We start from the raw sequence: 17,464 nt of genomic DNA, 5'->3' as shown, positions 1-17,464 counted from the left end.
AGGATAGGAGTTTGTGATCATGAGAAAAGCGTTTATTAGTCCAACAAAATATGTTCAAGGTGAAGATGAATTATTGAATTTAGGATACTTTGTTACAACTTTTGGGAAAAAAGCCTTACTGATTGCTCATGCAGACGACGTGAATCGAGTAAAAGATAAATTGGATAAAACAGCTAAAAATTTTGATATTTCTTTTGTGGAAAGTAATTTTCATGGGGAAGCATCGCGTGTAGAAGTCGCACGTCTGCAAAAAGTAGCAGAAAAAAATAATTGTGATTGTGTGATCGGTCTTGGCGGCGGTAAAGCAATCGATACGGCAAAATGCGTCGCGGGAGGTCATAACCTGATCATTGTACCAACGATCGTTGCAACAGATGCACCAACGAGTCATTCAGCAGTGCTTTATACAGAAGATGGCCAGTTTGATGATTATGCTTACTTTGTTCAAAGCCCAAGTGTGGTCTTGATCGATACGGTAGTGATTGCACATGCACCGACGCGCTTCCTCGTTTCCGGGATGGGTGATGCGTTATCCACTTATTTTGAAGCAAGAGCGACACATAATTCTTATTCGAATGTTAATGCTGAATTGCCTTGTGGCGCACGTGAAGGCGTTTGTCCCCCAGCCAAAGGAACCAATACAGCATTAGCACTTGCCAAATTATGTTATGAAACGATCTTAGAAGACGGTCTAAAAGCCAAAGAAGCCTCAGAGAATAATGTGGTGACACCTGCACTGGAAAATATCATTGAAGCAAATATCTTACTTTCAGGCTTAGGGTTTGAAAGTGCTGGTTTGGCTGCAATTCATGCGATTCATGATGGATTGACGGTTTTACAGGATGCTCATGGTGCAACACATGGTGAAAAAGTAGCATTCAGTACGATTTGTCAGTTGGTTTTGGAAAATGCCCCAAAAGCTGAATTATATGAAGTATTGGATTTTGCTTTATCGATTGGTTTACCGGTTTGTTTGGCAGATTTAGGTGTGCAAGAAATTTCGGATGCTGAGTTAACGGAAGTGGCTGAAAAATCTTGTATTCCAGAAGAATCGATCCATTCAATGCCGTTTCCGATTACGGTAGATCAAGTAAAAGCCGCGATCATTGTGGCAGATAGGATTGGCAAAGAGTATAAAAATTAGGAGTACGGAGTTGTTTCTGCTCCCACCGTTTATTCGGGTTCCTTAAGGCTAGGGTATAACTCGTAGAGTTATGTCCTAGCCCCTTGTTTTTTTGCATAAAACAAAGATTTCAAGAAGGAAACTGGAAAAATAATTAGTTATAAGCTAACATATAAAAGAAAACTCTCTAAGATATACAGAGGTGGTGAGCAGATGAAACATAAAATCAACCAGCTATTTCACTGGATGAAAGAACACGGTTTACTATTAAAATTAATATTTCTTGGCTCTGTTTTGATTTTTGTAGCCAATCAAGTAACGCACATTGTTCAGGGAATGACTTGGCAGGATGTCTTCCATACGATGGGGCAGCAGAGTCGTTTTGCTATCATTGGAATGGTTTTAGCAGGATTAATGGGTGTACTGCCAATGCTTTTATATGATTTAGTCGTGGTAAAAGTGCTTGAAGAGCAAGGAAAACCGAAAATGAATCGCTGGGAGTGGTTTGTTTCTGCTTGGGTAACGAATACGATCAATAATCTTGCTGGATTTGGTGGTGTCATTGGCGCAACCTTACGAGCTAATTTTTACAGCAAAGATGCACCACGTAAAAAAGTTGTTGCTACAGTTTCTAAAGTGGCATTATTTATGATTTCCGGTCTGTCTATTTTATCGTGTATTGCATTTGTTGATGTTTTTTTTATTCGCCCGGATAGTTTATTTCGTGAATACTGGCTTTGGCTACTTGCTGGAAGTTTCATTGCACCAGCTTTATTGTTGTTTACGCAACTAAAGAAATATACCTTATTTAAAGACTTTTTCCCAAAAGGTATTTGGCTCTTGTTTGCAGCATCACTTGGACAGTGGTTAGGTGCGCTGTTTGTCTTTTTAAGTGTGGGCGCATTGATGGAAGTCGATGTATCGCTGTTCTCGGTATACCCAATGTTTGTGATCGCAACGCTGATCGGGATGCTGACAATGGTGCCAGGAGGTATGGGTACTTTTGATGTGTTGATGATCTTAGGTTTGTCACAGTTAGGTGTGGGGCAATCAACAGCAGTCGTTTGGCTGATTTATTATCGATTATTTTATTATGTTTTACCTTTTATTACTGGAATTATTTTATTTGTTCATCAAACGGGAATCAAAATCAACCGATTCTTTGATAATTTACCACGAATATTCTCGCAAAAAATCGCACATTTTATTTTAGTGGCATCTCTTTATTTTGCTGGGATCATGATGGTGTTGCTTTCCACAATCACAAACTTGTCGAATGTTAGTCGACTGTTTAAATTTCTCTTGCCATTTTCTTTTGATTTTTTAGACCAAACCTTCAATATGCTGATCGGCTTTTTATTATTAGGGTTAGCCAGAGGCATCTCGATGAAAGTAAAAAAAGCCTATTGGCCAACGATTGGGTTATTGATCTTTGGGATTGTGAATACAATTTCTAGAACGTCTTCATGGCAGTTGATATTGGTTTATCTTGTGATTCTCTCAGCTGTTTTTTTAGCAAGAAAAGAGTTTTATCGGGAAAAATTTGTATATTCGTGGGGAGCGCTCGCAGTTGATGGGGTTTTGTTTAGTTTCCTATTTATTATCTATGCCGTTGCTGGATATTATAGCTCTCATCCAGGTAAGAGCGGTCCTCTACCAAATACGTTTTTACTTTTCCCTTCAGACGACGTCTGGTTTTCAGGTTTGATTGGTCTGGGGATTTCAATGATTGGTTTGATTACGTTGTATCAATACTTAGCTGATACATCAAAGCATTTAGGGGAATCTTATCAGGAAGTCCGTTTGACAGCATTGATTGAGAAATACGGAGGAACGCAAGGAAGTCATCTGTTGTATTTAAAAAATTATCTCTATTATTATTATCAAGAAAATGGAGAAGATACTGTTTTATTTGCGTATCAAGTCAAAGCGAATAAATGTTTTATTTTAGTCGATCCAATTGGCAATAAAGAAAAATGGGCACAAGCCACATTAGCTTTTATGGATGCTGCGGATTTATTAGGATATCAAGCCGCATTCTATCGTGTTAGTGAAGGATACACAATGGTATTACACGATTTAGGATTTAATTTTATGAAAATTGGAGAAGAAGGAATCATCGATTTTTCTTGTGTTGAATCACTACCGATTTCTTTAGCAACAAATAGCATGGAGCTTAAGCATTTAAGCAATTTGGGGTACAAATTTACACTGTATCGTGAACCCGTTTCAAATGAGTTATTAAAAGAGTTGGCTCGTGTATCACAAGAGTGGTTAGGATCGCAACGAGAGCGAAATTTTGTTGGTGGTTATTTTGATAAAGAGTATATAGCATTAAGTGATCTTGGTATTGTACGAAATGCGCAGCATGAAGTGGTTGGTTTTATTACAGCAAAACCAATCATTCAAAATAAAGAAATATCTTATGATTTATTACGTTATTCAGATTCAGCGCCAGAGCGTATTATGGACTTTTTATTGACCCATTTTATTGCAGAGTATCAAAAACAAGGATACGCTTCTGTTGATTTAGGGACAGCCCCTTTGTCTAAGGTTGGGGAAACAAAATACTCATTTTTAAATGAACGTTTTATCAATATTTTTTATAAGTATGGCGATCAAGTATATGGGTTCAAAGACACGAGAAAAGAAAAAGAGAGCTATGTAACGAATTGGGAAGCAAGATACTTTGCTTATTCTAAACAAAGTAACGTGTTATTTGCTTTTATCCAGTTGGCATTATTGATCGAACGGGGCAAGGGAAGAGCCGTTTCTTTAGTGGAAGAGGTAATGACTGGCTCATAAAAGAACGACACCTAAGTACGAATAAACGGTGGGAACAGCAGCAATTCCTTCTTATTTTTAGGGCCTAAATACTTCTGTCTTAACCTCTTGTTTTTAAGCCTTAAGTCCCACTAGTAAAAAAATATAGTTGGCGTATAATAAGTATAAAAGGCACAATGGGAGGTTTTTGGGATGGAGATTGAAAAAATAATAGTAACAAACAAAGCTGAATTAGCAGTAGCGTTAGATAAAAAAACAGATGAAATCATCGTTGAAGGTAACTTTAACCCAGACATCGCAGAAATCAAAAAAGGACAATTAAGTGATACGGATATGTTGGGTTTTTCAGTTGGGAGCAATGGGACAGGGATGCTCGTAGAATATGGAATCAGTAAGTTGATGGCGATTTTTGAACCTGCGACAAAAGAGGATCAAAAAATGCGCAAGCAAATCGAGCGCTTATATACAATCAAGCAGCTGACAAAAGAGTCATTTTTATTACGTTTGAAGCAATTAGATTATTAAAATAGAAGAAGGCGAGAAACAGATACGTTGTTGTTTTTCGCTTTTTACATAGCTAAAGTTGAAAAGAAAGGAATAATCAATTGAAAAAACCAAGAAGAATCATCATGGATACAGATCCTGGGATTGATGACGCCGTTGCAATCGCTGCTGCATTATTTGATGAACGGATAGAGATTCAGCTATTTACTACAGTTGCAGGTAATGTAGGCGTAGATAAAGTCACAAAAAATCTGCTTAAACTACTCGCATTTTGGAACAGAGAGATTCCTGTAGCAATTGGTGCTGATCGTCCATTGTTACGTGAAGCAATCAACGCAAGCGATATTCACGGAAGTACAGGGATGGATGGCTATGAATTTCCAGAATCTAAATATGAATTATTAACAAAAAATCATGCGGTAGTTGAGATATACAAAGTATTGATGGATTCCAAAGAGAAAATGACGATTGTTGGTATTGGTCCGTTGACGAACATTGCACTATTACTTAGAGTCTATCCAGAATGTGTGGAAAGAATCGAAGAACTAGTGATCATGGGGGGAGCTTTAGGTAGAGGGAATGCAGGTGTATTGTCAGAATTCAATATTGCTGCAGACCCAGAAGCTGCGAAGATTGTTTTTGAGAGTAACCTTAAACTGACGATGGTCGGTTTAGATGTGGGTGAGAAAGCCTTGGTTTTGCCTAAAGAGCGTGAGCAGATCCAAAAAATGAATAGAACGGGTGATATGATCGATCATTTGTTTAGACACTACCGCGGCGGTAGTTTAGAGACTGGATTGAAGATGTACGATGGTTGTGCGGTTGCTTATTTGTTAGAGCCTGAAATGTTTGAAGTAAAAGAGGCTTATGTAGCAGTTGAAACGCAAGGTCTATTGACTGCAGGAGCTACTTTAGTTGATTTAGAGGGATATTTAGGCAAAGCAGCTAATTGTCGAGTTTGTGTGGATCTTGATGAGAAACAGTTTAGAAATTGGTTTTTAGAAGCGATTGGAAAATGTGATTGATAAGTGTAAAAGAGTGAAGAACAGAACGATCTTTGGGAGAGTGTAAAATAAACTGTGTAAGTAGCTAATTCTAGATAAGTTACTTATACAGTTTTTCTTTTCGTGTAAAGAAAATTCAGATAAAATAAAAATGAAAGGATGCGAGAATATGGCAAGACAGAAAAGAGATTCTAAAACCGTCGAACTAGCGAAAACTATTCTAGAAAACTACAACCCTGAAAATGTCGATGACATGCAAGAAGCGCTAAAAGATATTTTTGGTCCCTTATTTGAACAAATGCTTCAAGGCGAAATGACCCATCATTTAGGCTACGATATTCACTCAAAACAGGAGAAAGAAACGAACAATCGAAGAAATGGATTCGGCTCTAAGAAAGTAAAAACAAGCTTTGGAGAAGTCCCTATTGATGTACCTAGAGACAGAGAAGCCACGTTTGAACCAGAACTTATTAAGAAACGTGAACGGGATGTTTCAGCTATCGAATCAAAGGTTTTGTCCATGTATGCCAGAGGCATGTCTCAAAGAGACATCGCTCATACCATTGATGATATTTATGGGTTCTCCATTTCTCACGAAATGATTTCTACAATCACCGATTCTGTTCTTCCAGAACTGGAGGAATGGCAAAATCGCCCTTTGGCGAAGTGTTATGCCTTTGTTTTTGTGGATTGTATGTATGTGACGTTAAGAGAAAATTATGAAGTCAAAGAATACGCTGTTTATACAATTCTTGGCTATGATTTAAAAGGAAAAAAAGATATTTTAGGGTTGTGGTTGAATGAAACCGAGAGTAAAAACCGCTGGATGCAGATTTTTGATGAATTGAAATCTCGCGGTGTACAGGACATTTTCTTTATGTCTATGGATGGTGTTTCTGGTCTTGAAGATGGAGCAAAATCTATTTTTCCAAAGGTGATCGTTCAACGCTGTATCGTCCATTTAGTGCGTAATGCGCTTCGGTATGTTCCTTATAAAGACTACAAGGAATTTTCTCGGGAAATGAAAAAGTTTTATGGTGCTCCTTCGTTAAAAGCTTGTCAGAGTGCTTTTGATGCCTTTCAAAAACGGTGGTCACACTACTCAGGTGCTGTAGAGGTTTGGAAACGTAATTTTTCTCATGTGGAACAACTTTATGATTATGGTAGCGCAGTGCGTAAAATTATGTATACAACAAATGCCATTGAAAGTATTCATTCTAGCTTTAGAAAAGTAACTAAAAAAGGCGCATTTCCAAATGAAACCGCCCTTTTAAAGCTTCTTTATCTACGAGTAAAAGAATTAGAAAAGAAATGGAAAGCTGGTTTTATTCCCAATTGGCCAATGGTCTTAAATCAATTAATGGCGAATGAACAGTTTTCTGAGCGCATCAACACTTATAGCTTATATATTTCCTAGTCACTGTTGCATCAAAAAAGAACATCAAATTTTCCTTTTTTGGTAAGGTTTCTTTCTTATACCCTTTTAACCGAAGGTTATTTAGGAATGGTTTAATGTTCTTTTTCGTTCTTAAATTTGTCAGTTACACACTTTAGTTGACAAACCCATCTTTGGTTCTGTTCTTCACTCTTCTATTTAGGAGAATTTGATTTTTTATTTTGTAGTTCGAAAAAGCCGATTTCCTCTTATTCCTCGGAGTTGAACGCTTCTATCCCAACCTCTTCACAAACCATTCTTTCTAACGTTTTTTACGTTTCCGTTCAGTAGGTTTTACTAACGCCAGTTTAGGCTTATTCGTCACTCTAACATAAACCACAAAACCACCGATACAAAGGATAAACAAAATCACGCCTGGCACAAATCCCTCTGGCAGATAAACAAATTCAATCGTGTGTTCACCTTGCGTTACAGGAATACTAACAAAGGCTTTTTTAAAGGATTCAATCGGTACTTTTTTACCATCTACATAGGCTTTCCATCCTTTGTCATAGGGAATCGTAGTTAAAAGAACTTGATCTTTCTCTGCATTCACCGTTCCAACCGCTTTTCTTCCTTTAGCGGTTAAATCAGCTCCCTTATCTTGAATCGCCTGAACGGAACGTTCAAAGGCTTGTGTATCTAAACCAACAACTTTTGGTTCCATAAAGCTAACGGCAGTCGTACCGTAAAAGCTGACGGTAAAGGTAACACTCGTCGGTTTGTCATAATAACCGATATTGTAATATTGGCCAGTGATATTGATTTGCGATTTTTGGCTCGTTCCATTGACGGACATTGTGGCACTTGAACTTTCCAATTGTCCAAAATCAGTTGGGAACAGGCTAAGATACGCTTGCGTATTTGCAGGGACATCGACAGTCCAAGTGATATCTTTAGCAATGTTGTTTTGGATTTCTTTATAGGTTACGGAACCTGTATTTTGCTCGACTGTAACATTCTTTTTATCAACGATTGTTGGTTGATAAAACTTGAAGTAATTTTCTTTTTGTCCAGATAACGCATTGAATAATTCAGTTTGACTACCTAAATTATCATTAGCTGGCTGTTTGACTTTATAGATATCTTCGTCTGCTAAAAAGCCTAAAGGCAGTGCATTGCTATTTTCATATAATGAGTATTTTTTCGCTTTATCTGTTGGTAAAAAGCCAAATTTCAATGGATCGTTTTCAGAAATATTGTATTTGATCCCAACTAGTGAATCCATCAATAATGTATTATTTGGGTAGCGGATATTCAAACCAGTTCCTCTAGAACGGAAACCTAAGTCGTTTAAATAAGAGGAAGAATGACGATTTCTGATAGAAGAAAACATACTGACACCGCTGTAACCGTAATTGATACTATCATTAGAAGAAACGGGATTCAAATTTTCTAAGCGATAAAAGGAATCATTTTCGGCTTTCGTTTTATCTACTAATTTTTTGATCGATGGATATGGTTCTGAATAGAGGCTACGTGAAGCATAATTCCAATCATCCAGAATCCCTTTGATCATCGCATTTGTATTAATGAAAGCTTCAGTTGAAACAAGTAATAGTAATAATATAATCAAATAGTGCATTGGTATTTTCTTCAATTGATAAAAAATGATTCCAGCAAGGTACAGCAGTAAAAATAAAACGGTTATAATAAACGCTGAAATCGGAATATAGTCATAACTCGTCGTACTTTTGGTTCCTTCAGCTAATGCAAAAATCGCAATCAACATGATCGTAGAACCGGCTAACAAGCCTAAATCATCCGTCTTAAATTTCTCCAACCCGTAACCTGCTAACAAAACAACTAAAAATGAAAACAAGAAACTGTAACGGAACAAGAACATATTTGGTGCATGCATCCCATGCCAAAATAGATTTAATGGCGTAATATAAAAACTAGCGATCAAAATAATGAATAGACTACCAAATAATAATTTATTTTTCCGTGGAATTTCCTTCGTGACAAAGTAAAAGATACAGAAAATCAAAGGAAGCAATCCAACATAGATAAATGGAATCGAGCCATATTTTGTCGTATCATAAACACCAATCATATTTTTCATGACGATGTCCCAAAAAGCTGTCGCTTCGGTTTTAAGCTGAGTTACTTGAGATAAGGTTTCACCATTTGCCCGCAAATCAAGGACCGCTGGCAATACTAAAATCATTGAAGCACCACCCGCTAAAAGAGAAGTGATCCCATAAGGTATGATGCGCTTTTTATAGACTTTCCAGTTGGTTAACATTCGGGCGATAAAGTATAGGAAAGAGAAGACACCAATCATAAAGCCCATGTAAAAATTCGAGATAAATAATAGCAGATAACTGACAAATAATAACGTCGGTTTTCGTTCATCCATCAAACGATGAATGCCCAAAATAACAAGTGGCAGATAAGTAAAAGCATCTAACCACATAATGATTTCTGAATGTGCTGTAGCAAATGACATCAAGGCATAGGGTACACTCAACATCACATGGCCCCATTTGGGTATCTTATAAGTATTTTTCGCAAACACCCAAAAAGCCAAACCAGCTGAACCAATTTTCAGCAAGGTAATCAAATACAGCGCATCAGGAATATTTTGGTTTTTAAAAAAGATGACGAGCGGCGTAAACAGTCCACCAAGGTAATACGAAATCAAGGAAAGATAATTTAATCCCAAAGACGCATTCCACGTATAAAAAATACTTTGTTTTCCATGAAGTACATTATTGAAACTAGCATGAAAGTTGGAAAACTGTGAAAAAGAATCACTGGCCATCACACTGCGGCTACTGCCAGGATAAATCCCAATACTTAAATAAATAATGACCATCACAAAAAAAGGAATAAAAAAGCTGGCGGTCATATAAGGCCAGTTTTCTTTGATAAATGCCTGTATTTTTTTCTTCATAATCAACCTCGCAACGTAATAAATAGAATATATATAGTTTAGCATATCCATTGAAAAATTGATTGTAAGAAAGAAAAAAATTAAGGAAAATAGAAAAGTTTATAGAGGAATAGGGTAATAAAATAGTCTGATGAATATTTTTATAATAATCAGCGTATAATAAGGAATAGAATACTATCATTATAGAAAGTAGGGAATGAATATGTGTACAGGTATTAGTGTGGAATCGCTGGAAGGAAACCATTATTTAGGAAGAACACAGGAATACAATATTGAGTTTGATTACGTCGGTGTTCAAATTCCTAAAAAGTTTGAAATAACCGAAACGATCGAAAAATGGCAGACAATTTATTCAGTATTAGGTATGGGAATCAAAGAAAATCAAACGACAGTCGCTCAAGGTGTAGTCGATGGTGTCAATGAATGTGGTCTTGGCGGAATCACACAATATTTTGCGGAATTCAATCACTATTCAACGGTCGAAGAAATAAAAAAAGCGAAAAAATTACCATTGATGGCGGAACAATTTGTTTTTTGGGTATTAGCCAATTGCAAAGATACAAAAGAAGTTGAAAAGAAGATTTTAGATGTAGCGATTGCGGATCTTTCGACAAATGGAAAGGCTCCTGGATTACCGCAACATTTTATGTTTACAGATGTGAGTGGCCGTACTATTGTAGTTGAACCTTCAGTAAAATTAGGATTTGTTGTCTATGAGAACCCCATTGGTGTGATGACAAACAGTCCTAAATTTGACTGGCATCTGACAAATTTGGAAAACTACACAGGAGTATCCGATGTAAATGCAAAAGAGGCGCAATTTCAGGAAAAGACTATTTTATCAGCTGGAAAAGGATCTGGGTTACGTGGCATTCCTGGAGATTATACTGCAACTTCACGTTTTGTTCGAGCGGCTTATCTTTTGAAATTTAGTGATCCTGTTGGAGAGCAGGAGATCATCAATAAAGCTTTTCATATATTATCCACATCCGATATCGTTAAAGGTGTAGTCAAATTAGACGAGCCTAAAGGGGAGGATCGTCAATATACACAATACACGTGTGTTTATGATTTAAGTAAAAAACAATTGTACGTTAAGATGTATGATAATTTTACGATTCAAACGATTAAACTTGATGAGACGGCAAGCAATGATAGACAGATAAAAAGTTATAGTTTGGTTAAGACACCGCAGTATGAAGCACTAAATTGAAAAAAAATCCTAAGATTCGTGGACAACTTAATTCACGAATCTTAGGATTTTTTAAAGCCATTTATCGAGTTTTTCATATCCTTGTCCAACATCGGTGATGGAATGGGCGTCTGATCCATAAACAAAAGGAATCCCTAACGCACTAGCTTTTTCAGTTATCCACACCTGTGGATAACTCTGTTGATAACCTTGTTTATAAAATCCCGCGGCATTTAAATCTAAGCTGTATTTTTCCTGTTGTACACGTGTCAAAAGGGTGTGGACAAGTGCTGAATTTTCAGAAGAATAATCAGTTGATTCATCAAAGTAGCGCTCGAATTTTTGGCACAAAGAAATATGGCCTAAACGTGTCGGTTTCCATGGTCCTAAATCTGCTTCCAAAGAAGCTAAAACCTTTTGATAATAACGTTTCTGAGCCTTCTCAAAGCTACCTAAATAATCAACGACACCTGTTTTATACTCTTCAAAAGAATAATCAATTCCTCGCAATCCATCTTGCCCTTCAAGAAAATGAACAGATAAAATTCCATCGTCTGTTTGTGGACCATATTCAGCTAAAAAATCCCGTGTCCAGCCTTCGAATTCTGAAAAATAATCCAGTTCAAAACCAATGTGAATAAGAATGTCAGAAGCATACTTTTTTCGCAGCTCATTCATCTTTTTAAAATAGTTATCCACATCATTCAAAGCCATTGATGCAGTTGTCCACGCGTCGGGATTTCCTGCAGCGGCAGATTCTATGCCTTTAGGTAAAGGCGCATGTTCTGTGATGCTGTACTCCTTAAAGCCAAGACGGATAGCGCGCTTAATCAGTAGCTCCGTATCTTCAACTTTGCCATGTGGACAAAATTCTGTGTGCGTGTGACCATCACGTTTCATAAAAACTCCCCCAATTTAGATTATATTTATTTTGAAATGAAGATCGTACCTATTATTTTTAAAGCCAAGTCACATTAAAAAATTAGTTATCGGTTTTGTATATAGAAAAACTTGCAATAAAAAAATGATCATCCCGATGAAAAGAATAAGAAGTTCTTCGATATTGCTTTAATAATTTAATAAAGATTGGTAGGCCTTTTCCTTGATGACCGTCTTTAGTTGTGAAGTGATTCTTCAAAATTTTTTCAACTGAAATTCTACCTTCGTAAGTGTTTTTAATCTCCACATAAAGAGAGGATTCACTGTTTTTGATTGTTATTTGAATAAGTGGATTTTTTGTACCAAGAGACGCTTCAAAGGCATTGTCTAATAGAATAGAGAGACAACGGACGAAGTCAAGTAAATGGATCGTTAAATCAAAGTACGAAATAGCTTCATTTAAAGAAAACCGAATAGAAATATCATTTTTTAAACAATTTTCAAAAAAATTAATGAGTATCCCTTGAACAGGGGTGATATTTATTGCAGAAATCTGTGAATAATAGTCCTCTTCAATAAACGAGGTAGAATAATCTGTTATAGATAAAAGGTAAGATCGGGCTTGATCCACTTGTCCTTGTTCCAGATAAGTACTTAAACTGCCAAGTATATTGCGGTAATCATGCCTAAATTCATTAGCCAAAATTATTTTTTCTGATTCTCGGTTCAATTGTTTAGAAAGAAGAAAAATTTTCTGTAGATAGACACGACCGGTTATGTAGGCGATATAACCAAAAATTCCTGAAAAAGCTAACAATACAAAAATAAGATAAGAAAATTTTAAATCAAAAATAGTGACTTGTCTCACAACAGTTAATGAAAGTAGCAATATAAAACAACAAATGGATTGTACGACATATTTCTTAGGAAGCTGGGAGACTGCTTTAAAAATAATATACTTACTTATAATTTTTTTAATTATGAAAATAAAAAAAAGGAGAAGTAACTGCTGTAATAATAAAACCACTAATTTATAGTGTTCAAGTTGTTCCAGCGTAACGAAATGATTAATTGCTAAGATGTTGAGTATATCCCAAGTAGTAACCAAGAGAAAATCAGTAAAGTATTCTGGATAAAGGAATAGAGGACACCTAAAGCCCAACTTTTCGAGAAGTAAGCAATGAAACTAAATTCAATGATCATAAAAGGGATAAATAAAAGTAACGAAAGAATCCCGCCATATAGTTGGCTGACAATCAATTGAAAAAAAAGATACATGGTCAAAAGAGTCATTTGACGAAGATTGAAATATTTATTATACCCTATGAACCAACAGATCTGTAAATAATTGATTACCAACAGAATAGCTGCTAAAGATATGCTCATTGTTACTCACCTCTAATCTTGTCATAATTATAACGCTTTTTTCAATTTATAAATAATTCTTTTTCCAACTTCAAGTTCAGTATGATCATCAAAAATAATTAAACCTGTCGCACGATCTAACGTTACAATGCGATTTAGATTAATAATATAAGATTTTAGCTCGGTATATAGATAGAAAGAATCTATGGTTTCTCTCAAGGAGCTAATTGTTCCTTCAACGATTTGTTCAGAATTTTCTGTATGAATGATAATGGTATTTCTGATGCCTGGCATCGACTTGATATAAAGGATTTCCTGGTATTTTACAAAAATAACTTGTCCAAATTTTTTAAAAGAAGCATAGCTTTCTTTGTCTTGAATGCGATGAAGAATCTCATTTTTAATGGTGTAAAAGACCTCTTCTAGGATGCGAGAATCCATATTTAGTCCTTTTACAAGATATGTTTTAAGGTTGATCTGTTCGTTGATAATTTCAATACCTTTGTTGTCTAAATTAGTTACAAAAAGAATGAAGCGATTTTCGTTTTGTTTTCTTATTTCTTTTGCAATATCAATACCTGAGTAATATGTTTTTAGGTCAATATCAATAATGAAAATATCATGATCATTGATTAGAAAAGTATCAAGAGTGCTATAAAAAGAATCTTGTTCATCCACTTCAATAACCTGTAAAGACAGATTATTTTGGGAGAATGTGAACGATTGAATGATATTTTGAAGTTGTTTTCTGTAAGCAAATTCATCATCAATTAAAAAAACACGAACTGTAATATCCATCTTACGCTCCTCTATAATAACTATACGAATTTTTTATATTCAGAAAAAATAGTTGCTAATCAAACAGGTTGATTGATGAAATAGGCCTCTTTCCTTTTAGTATAAAGCGTATGTAACGAAAGAGGGAAATTCGGATTCTCCGTATATAAATTGTTTGGAAAAAAATATTTTTCTTTTGGAAACGAAATAGAAATAGAACGATTTTTAAATTTTAAAGCGATTATTTTTGATTTTTCAGATGAAAAAAATGAAGAATCTATTGGGCAAATTTGTGCACTGCTTAGATCAATTCAAAATAGACAGATCCCGTTTGTATTTATTTTATTGAAAGAGAGTACGAAAATTGAGCGATTGATTTACTTAGAATTTGGAGCAACGTTAGTATTCGACCAAGAAACAGAAACACAAACGCCAAGTCCAGAAGAAGAAATTACTCTTGTCGACACGGTATATTATGAAAACTTAACGCCAGGCCGTGAATACACAGTCAAAGGAATCCTAATGGATAAAGCAACAAACAAGCCGTTATTGATCGATGGTAAAAAAGTCGAAGCCGAAACGACGTTCACTGCTGAAAAATCAACAGGTGAAGTCGAAGTTCTGTTTACTTTCAAAGCCAAAGACTTAGCAGGAAAAGAAGTGGTAGCATTTGAAAACTTATATGCGGATGGTCGTGAAGTTGCAACCCATTCAGATATCAACGATCCATCACAAACGGTGAAATTCTTGACCCCTAAGATGAAATCATCGGCTACTGATCAAGCGGGGAATAAAGAAATTACACCAGAAAAACAAAATAAAATTGTTGATACAGTCGATTGTTCTGATTTAATTCCAGGCAAAGAGTATACGATGGACGGCACATTGATGGACAAGTCAACAGGAAAACCTATTCTTGTAAATGGTGAAGAAGTGCATGGGAAAACTACGTTTATATCCACCAACTCAACTGAAGTAGTGGAAGTACTCTTTGACTTGGATGCGAGTGAGCTTGCAGGAAAAGAAGTAGTCGTTTACGAAATACTATCTCGAAATGGGAAACAAGTTATTACGCATGAAGACATTGACGATTTAGATCAAACGGTTAAATTTGTTGATGTACCAGCACCTGAAATACCTCAAAAGCCTGATCAACCAGAAAAAAGATCAGGGATTCTACCTAAAACAGGTTATATTTATTCAGTCGGTGGTACGATCTTGGGCGCAATTCTTTTAGTATTGAGCGTATTATTTTATCTTCGGAAGAAAAGACAAAATAGCACGTACTAATCCCAATCAAAAGTAGGAACCTATTTAAAACTAAGAAATTGCACTTCAAAAAAGTATAAGAGAAGAAAAAAACGTAAACTCCTTTTCACTAAGCTGAAAAAGAGTTACGTTTTTTATCTATTTTCGATATTGTCCATCCCCGTAAACAATATATTTCGTAGAGGTCAATTCCTCTAAGCCCATCGGTCCGCGTGCATGTAATTTTTGCGTACTGATACCAATTTCTGCTCCAAAACCAAAAGCAAAACCATCTGTGAACCGTGTAGAAGCATTGGCATAAACGGCGGCTGCATCTACTTGTTGTAAAAATTGTTGCGTGGCAAAGTAATTATCACTGATAATACTTTCAGAATGTTTCGTATTATAGTAATTGATATGTTGAATGGCTTCTTCTAAAGAATCAACCACTTTAACAGCTAAAATATAGTCATTAAATTCCGTTTCCCAATCTTCTTCTGTTGCTGGGATCGATTGTTGAAAAATCCCACGTGCTCGTTTATCAGCACGTAATTCTACATTGTATTCATCCAATGCTTTTTCGATGACAGGAAGAAAGTCGGCTGCCACTTCTTGGTGGATCAATAGCGTTTCAGCAGAATTACAAACAGAAGGACGTTGGCATTTGGCGTTGACGATGATGTTTTTCGCCATTTCTAATTGGGCATCTTTATCAATGTAGACATGGCAATTACCAGTTCCTGTTTCGATCACTGGAACAGTTGCAGTTGTTAGAACCGTTTTGATCAAATTAGCGCCGCCTCGAGGAATCAAAACATCTAGATAGGTATTTAATTTCATCAACTGTTGCGCAGTTTCTCTAGATGTATCGTCAACGAATTGAATAGCAAAAGGAGAAACACCTTTTTTTGCTAATGCTTGTTGTAAAACAGTAACTAGGATTTGATTTGAATAAAATGCTTCTTTTCCTCCACGTAAAATCACAGCATTACCTGTTTTAAAGCAAAGACTAGCGGCATCTGTTGTGACATTCGGGCGAGATTCGTAGATGATTCCGATCACGCCTAAGGGCACGCGTTGTTTACCGATCATCAAGCCATCTTCATTTTTCCACATCTTATCGACTTCACCGATTGGATCAGGTAAAGTTGCGACTTGGCGGATACCTTCAGCCATATCTTTGATCCGCTCGTCTGTTAAGCGTAAGCGATCTAGCATCGTTTCAGTAATGCCGTTTTCTTTAGCTGTGGCTAAATCTTTTTGGTTCTCTAATAAGATTTTGGTCGTATTTTTTTCTAGTTCGATCGCCATGTGTACTAATAAATCATTTTTGGTTTTTGTATCCATTAAACCTAATTGATAAGCTGTTTCTTTGGCTTGTTTGCCTAATTGTACTAAATCAGTCATCGGATATCCCTCCAGTTCAAATAAATAATGTACCGACCATTTCACCGTTTAAAATATCAAAAATAATCTTTGGCTGCTGTCCATTTGCTAAAACCATAGCGCCATTATGTTCTAATACACGTTCTGCTGCTTTTAATTTGCTGTACATGCCTCCAGTTCCAAAGCGACTGCCTTTGCCACCAGCTACTTGTAAAAGCTCGTCGTTGATTTCATTTATTTCAGAAAAGAGTGTGGCATCCTTATCAGTATTCGGATTGGCTGAGAAAAAACCGTCGATATCAGATAACATGATCAGAGCATCTGCTTGGATCAGTTGGGTCACGATTGCTGATAATTGATCGTTGTCACCGAATTTTGTCAGATGATCCAATTCGTCAATTGCGACCGTATCATTTTCATTGATGACCGGAATAATGCCCATCTGTAGTAATTGTTCCATCGTATTTGTTACGTTTTTACGGCTTTCGGGATATTCGATCACGTCCCTGGTCAATAATAATTGAGCAATTTGCTGGCTATAAGCTAAAAAGCGTTGATTGTAAATATTCATCAATTCCGCTTGCCCGACTGCCGCCACTGCTTGTTGTTCTGGAATAGTCGGAGGTCGTTTATCCATGTTTAACTTATTTAAACCAACACCGATCGCACCAGACGACACTAAGATGATTTCTTTACCTTGGTTGCGTAAATCGGATAAAGTAAATGCTAATTGATCGATGGCGCTTAGATTGATATTTCCATTGGGATAGATCAAGGAGCTAGTCCCAACTTTGATGACGATTCTTTTTGCTTCTTTTAATTGTTTTCGCATGGTTGACCTCGCTTATTAGAGGCGTATATAGGAGTA

Annotated in this window: 14 protein-coding genes; 7 read left to right on the top strand and 7 right to left on the bottom strand. The window is 36.2% G+C overall.

Annotated features, from left to right (window positions below):
- Positions 1 to 19: 19 nt before the first annotated feature.
- The 5 genes from IGI43_RS10385 to IGI43_RS10365 all read left to right on the top strand — a co-directional run bounded on the left by IGI43_RS10385 (position 20) and on the right by IGI43_RS10365 (position 6,832).
- A complete protein-coding gene (locus IGI43_RS10385) occupies positions 20 to 1,144 on the top strand; it encodes a glycerol dehydrogenase (protein ID WP_438757726.1) in 1,125 nt (374 codons plus the stop codon).
- 192 nt (positions 1,145 to 1,336) lie between these two features.
- Positions 1,337 to 3,928, top strand: a complete 2,592-nt coding sequence (gene mprF / locus IGI43_RS10380; protein ID WP_438757725.1) for a bifunctional lysylphosphatidylglycerol flippase/synthetase MprF — start codon at positions 1,337 to 1,339, stop codon at positions 3,926 to 3,928.
- A 171-nt stretch (positions 3,929 to 4,099) separates the two neighbouring features.
- The gene (locus IGI43_RS10375; protein WP_438757724.1) at positions 4,100 to 4,432 is read left to right on the top strand and encodes a hypothetical protein; all 333 of its coding nucleotides are present in this window, start codon (positions 4,100 to 4,102) and stop codon (positions 4,430 to 4,432) included.
- An 80-nt stretch (positions 4,433 to 4,512) separates the two neighbouring features.
- The gene (gene rihC / locus IGI43_RS10370) at positions 4,513 to 5,436 is read left to right on the top strand and encodes a ribonucleoside hydrolase RihC (RefSeq protein ID WP_438757723.1); all 924 of its coding nucleotides are present in this window, start codon (positions 4,513 to 4,515) and stop codon (positions 5,434 to 5,436) included.
- 148 nt (positions 5,437 to 5,584) lie between these two features.
- Positions 5,585 to 6,832: an IS256 family transposase gene (locus tag IGI43_RS10365; protein ID WP_438755885.1), complete on the top strand. Its 1,248-nt coding sequence runs from the start codon at positions 5,585 to 5,587 to the stop codon at positions 6,830 to 6,832.
- A gap of 280 nt (positions 6,833 to 7,112) precedes the next feature.
- Here the strand turns inward: IGI43_RS10365 and IGI43_RS10360 are convergent, their stop codons facing one another.
- Complete coding sequence (locus IGI43_RS10360; protein ID WP_438757722.1) at positions 7,113 to 9,749, bottom strand: YfhO family protein; 2,637 nt, start codon at positions 9,747 to 9,749, stop codon at positions 7,113 to 7,115.
- 202 nt (positions 9,750 to 9,951) lie between these two features.
- Between IGI43_RS10360 and IGI43_RS10355 the strand changes: the two genes are divergently transcribed.
- Complete coding sequence (locus IGI43_RS10355; protein WP_438757721.1) at positions 9,952 to 10,962, top strand: choloylglycine hydrolase family protein; 1,011 nt, start codon at positions 9,952 to 9,954, stop codon at positions 10,960 to 10,962.
- Between the two features lie 51 nt (positions 10,963 to 11,013).
- On the opposite strand, the gene hisJ is transcribed toward IGI43_RS10355, so the two are convergent.
- The 4 genes from hisJ to IGI43_RS10335 all read right to left on the bottom strand — a co-directional run bounded on the left by hisJ (position 11,014) and on the right by IGI43_RS10335 (position 13,983).
- On the bottom strand, positions 11,014 to 11,841 hold the full coding sequence (hisJ, locus tag IGI43_RS10350; protein WP_438757720.1) for a histidinol-phosphatase HisJ: 828 nt from the start codon (positions 11,839 to 11,841) through the stop codon (positions 11,014 to 11,016).
- Positions 11,842 to 11,923: 82 nt separating this feature from the next.
- On the bottom strand, positions 11,924 to 12,847 hold the full coding sequence (locus tag IGI43_RS10345) for a sensor histidine kinase (RefSeq protein ID WP_438757719.1): 924 nt from the start codon (positions 12,845 to 12,847) through the stop codon (positions 11,924 to 11,926).
- 47 nt (positions 12,848 to 12,894) lie between these two features.
- Positions 12,895 to 13,206 carry a hypothetical protein gene (locus IGI43_RS10340; RefSeq protein WP_438757718.1) on the bottom strand — a complete coding sequence of 104 codons (312 nt, stop codon included), beginning with the start codon at positions 13,204 to 13,206 and terminating at the stop codon, positions 12,895 to 12,897.
- A 27-nt stretch (positions 13,207 to 13,233) separates the two neighbouring features.
- Positions 13,234 to 13,983: a LytR/AlgR family response regulator transcription factor gene (locus tag IGI43_RS10335; RefSeq protein WP_438757717.1), complete on the bottom strand. Its 750-nt coding sequence runs from the start codon at positions 13,981 to 13,983 to the stop codon at positions 13,234 to 13,236.
- A 150-nt stretch (positions 13,984 to 14,133) separates the two neighbouring features.
- Between IGI43_RS10335 and IGI43_RS10330 the strand changes: the two genes are divergently transcribed.
- On the top strand, positions 14,134 to 15,252 hold the full coding sequence (locus IGI43_RS10330) for a VaFE repeat-containing surface-anchored protein (RefSeq protein WP_438757716.1): 1,119 nt from the start codon (positions 14,134 to 14,136) through the stop codon (positions 15,250 to 15,252).
- Positions 15,253 to 15,369: 117 nt separating this feature from the next.
- Here the strand turns inward: IGI43_RS10330 and IGI43_RS10325 are convergent, their stop codons facing one another.
- Positions 15,370 to 16,617 carry a glutamate-5-semialdehyde dehydrogenase gene (locus tag IGI43_RS10325; RefSeq protein WP_438757715.1) on the bottom strand — a complete coding sequence of 416 codons (1,248 nt, stop codon included), beginning with the start codon at positions 16,615 to 16,617 and terminating at the stop codon, positions 15,370 to 15,372.
- Positions 16,618 to 16,633: 16 nt separating this feature from the next.
- Entirely contained in the window at positions 16,634 to 17,428 is a 795-nt protein-coding gene (gene proB / locus IGI43_RS10320) for a glutamate 5-kinase (RefSeq protein ID WP_438757714.1), read from the bottom strand.
- Positions 17,429 to 17,464: the final 36 nt, after the last annotated feature.

Source organism: Enterococcus sp. AZ126, assembly GCF_051714545.1.
Lineage (GTDB): Bacteria > Bacillota > Bacilli > Lactobacillales > Enterococcaceae > Enterococcus_L.
This window is presented reverse-complemented; position numbering and strand designations above follow the sequence as displayed.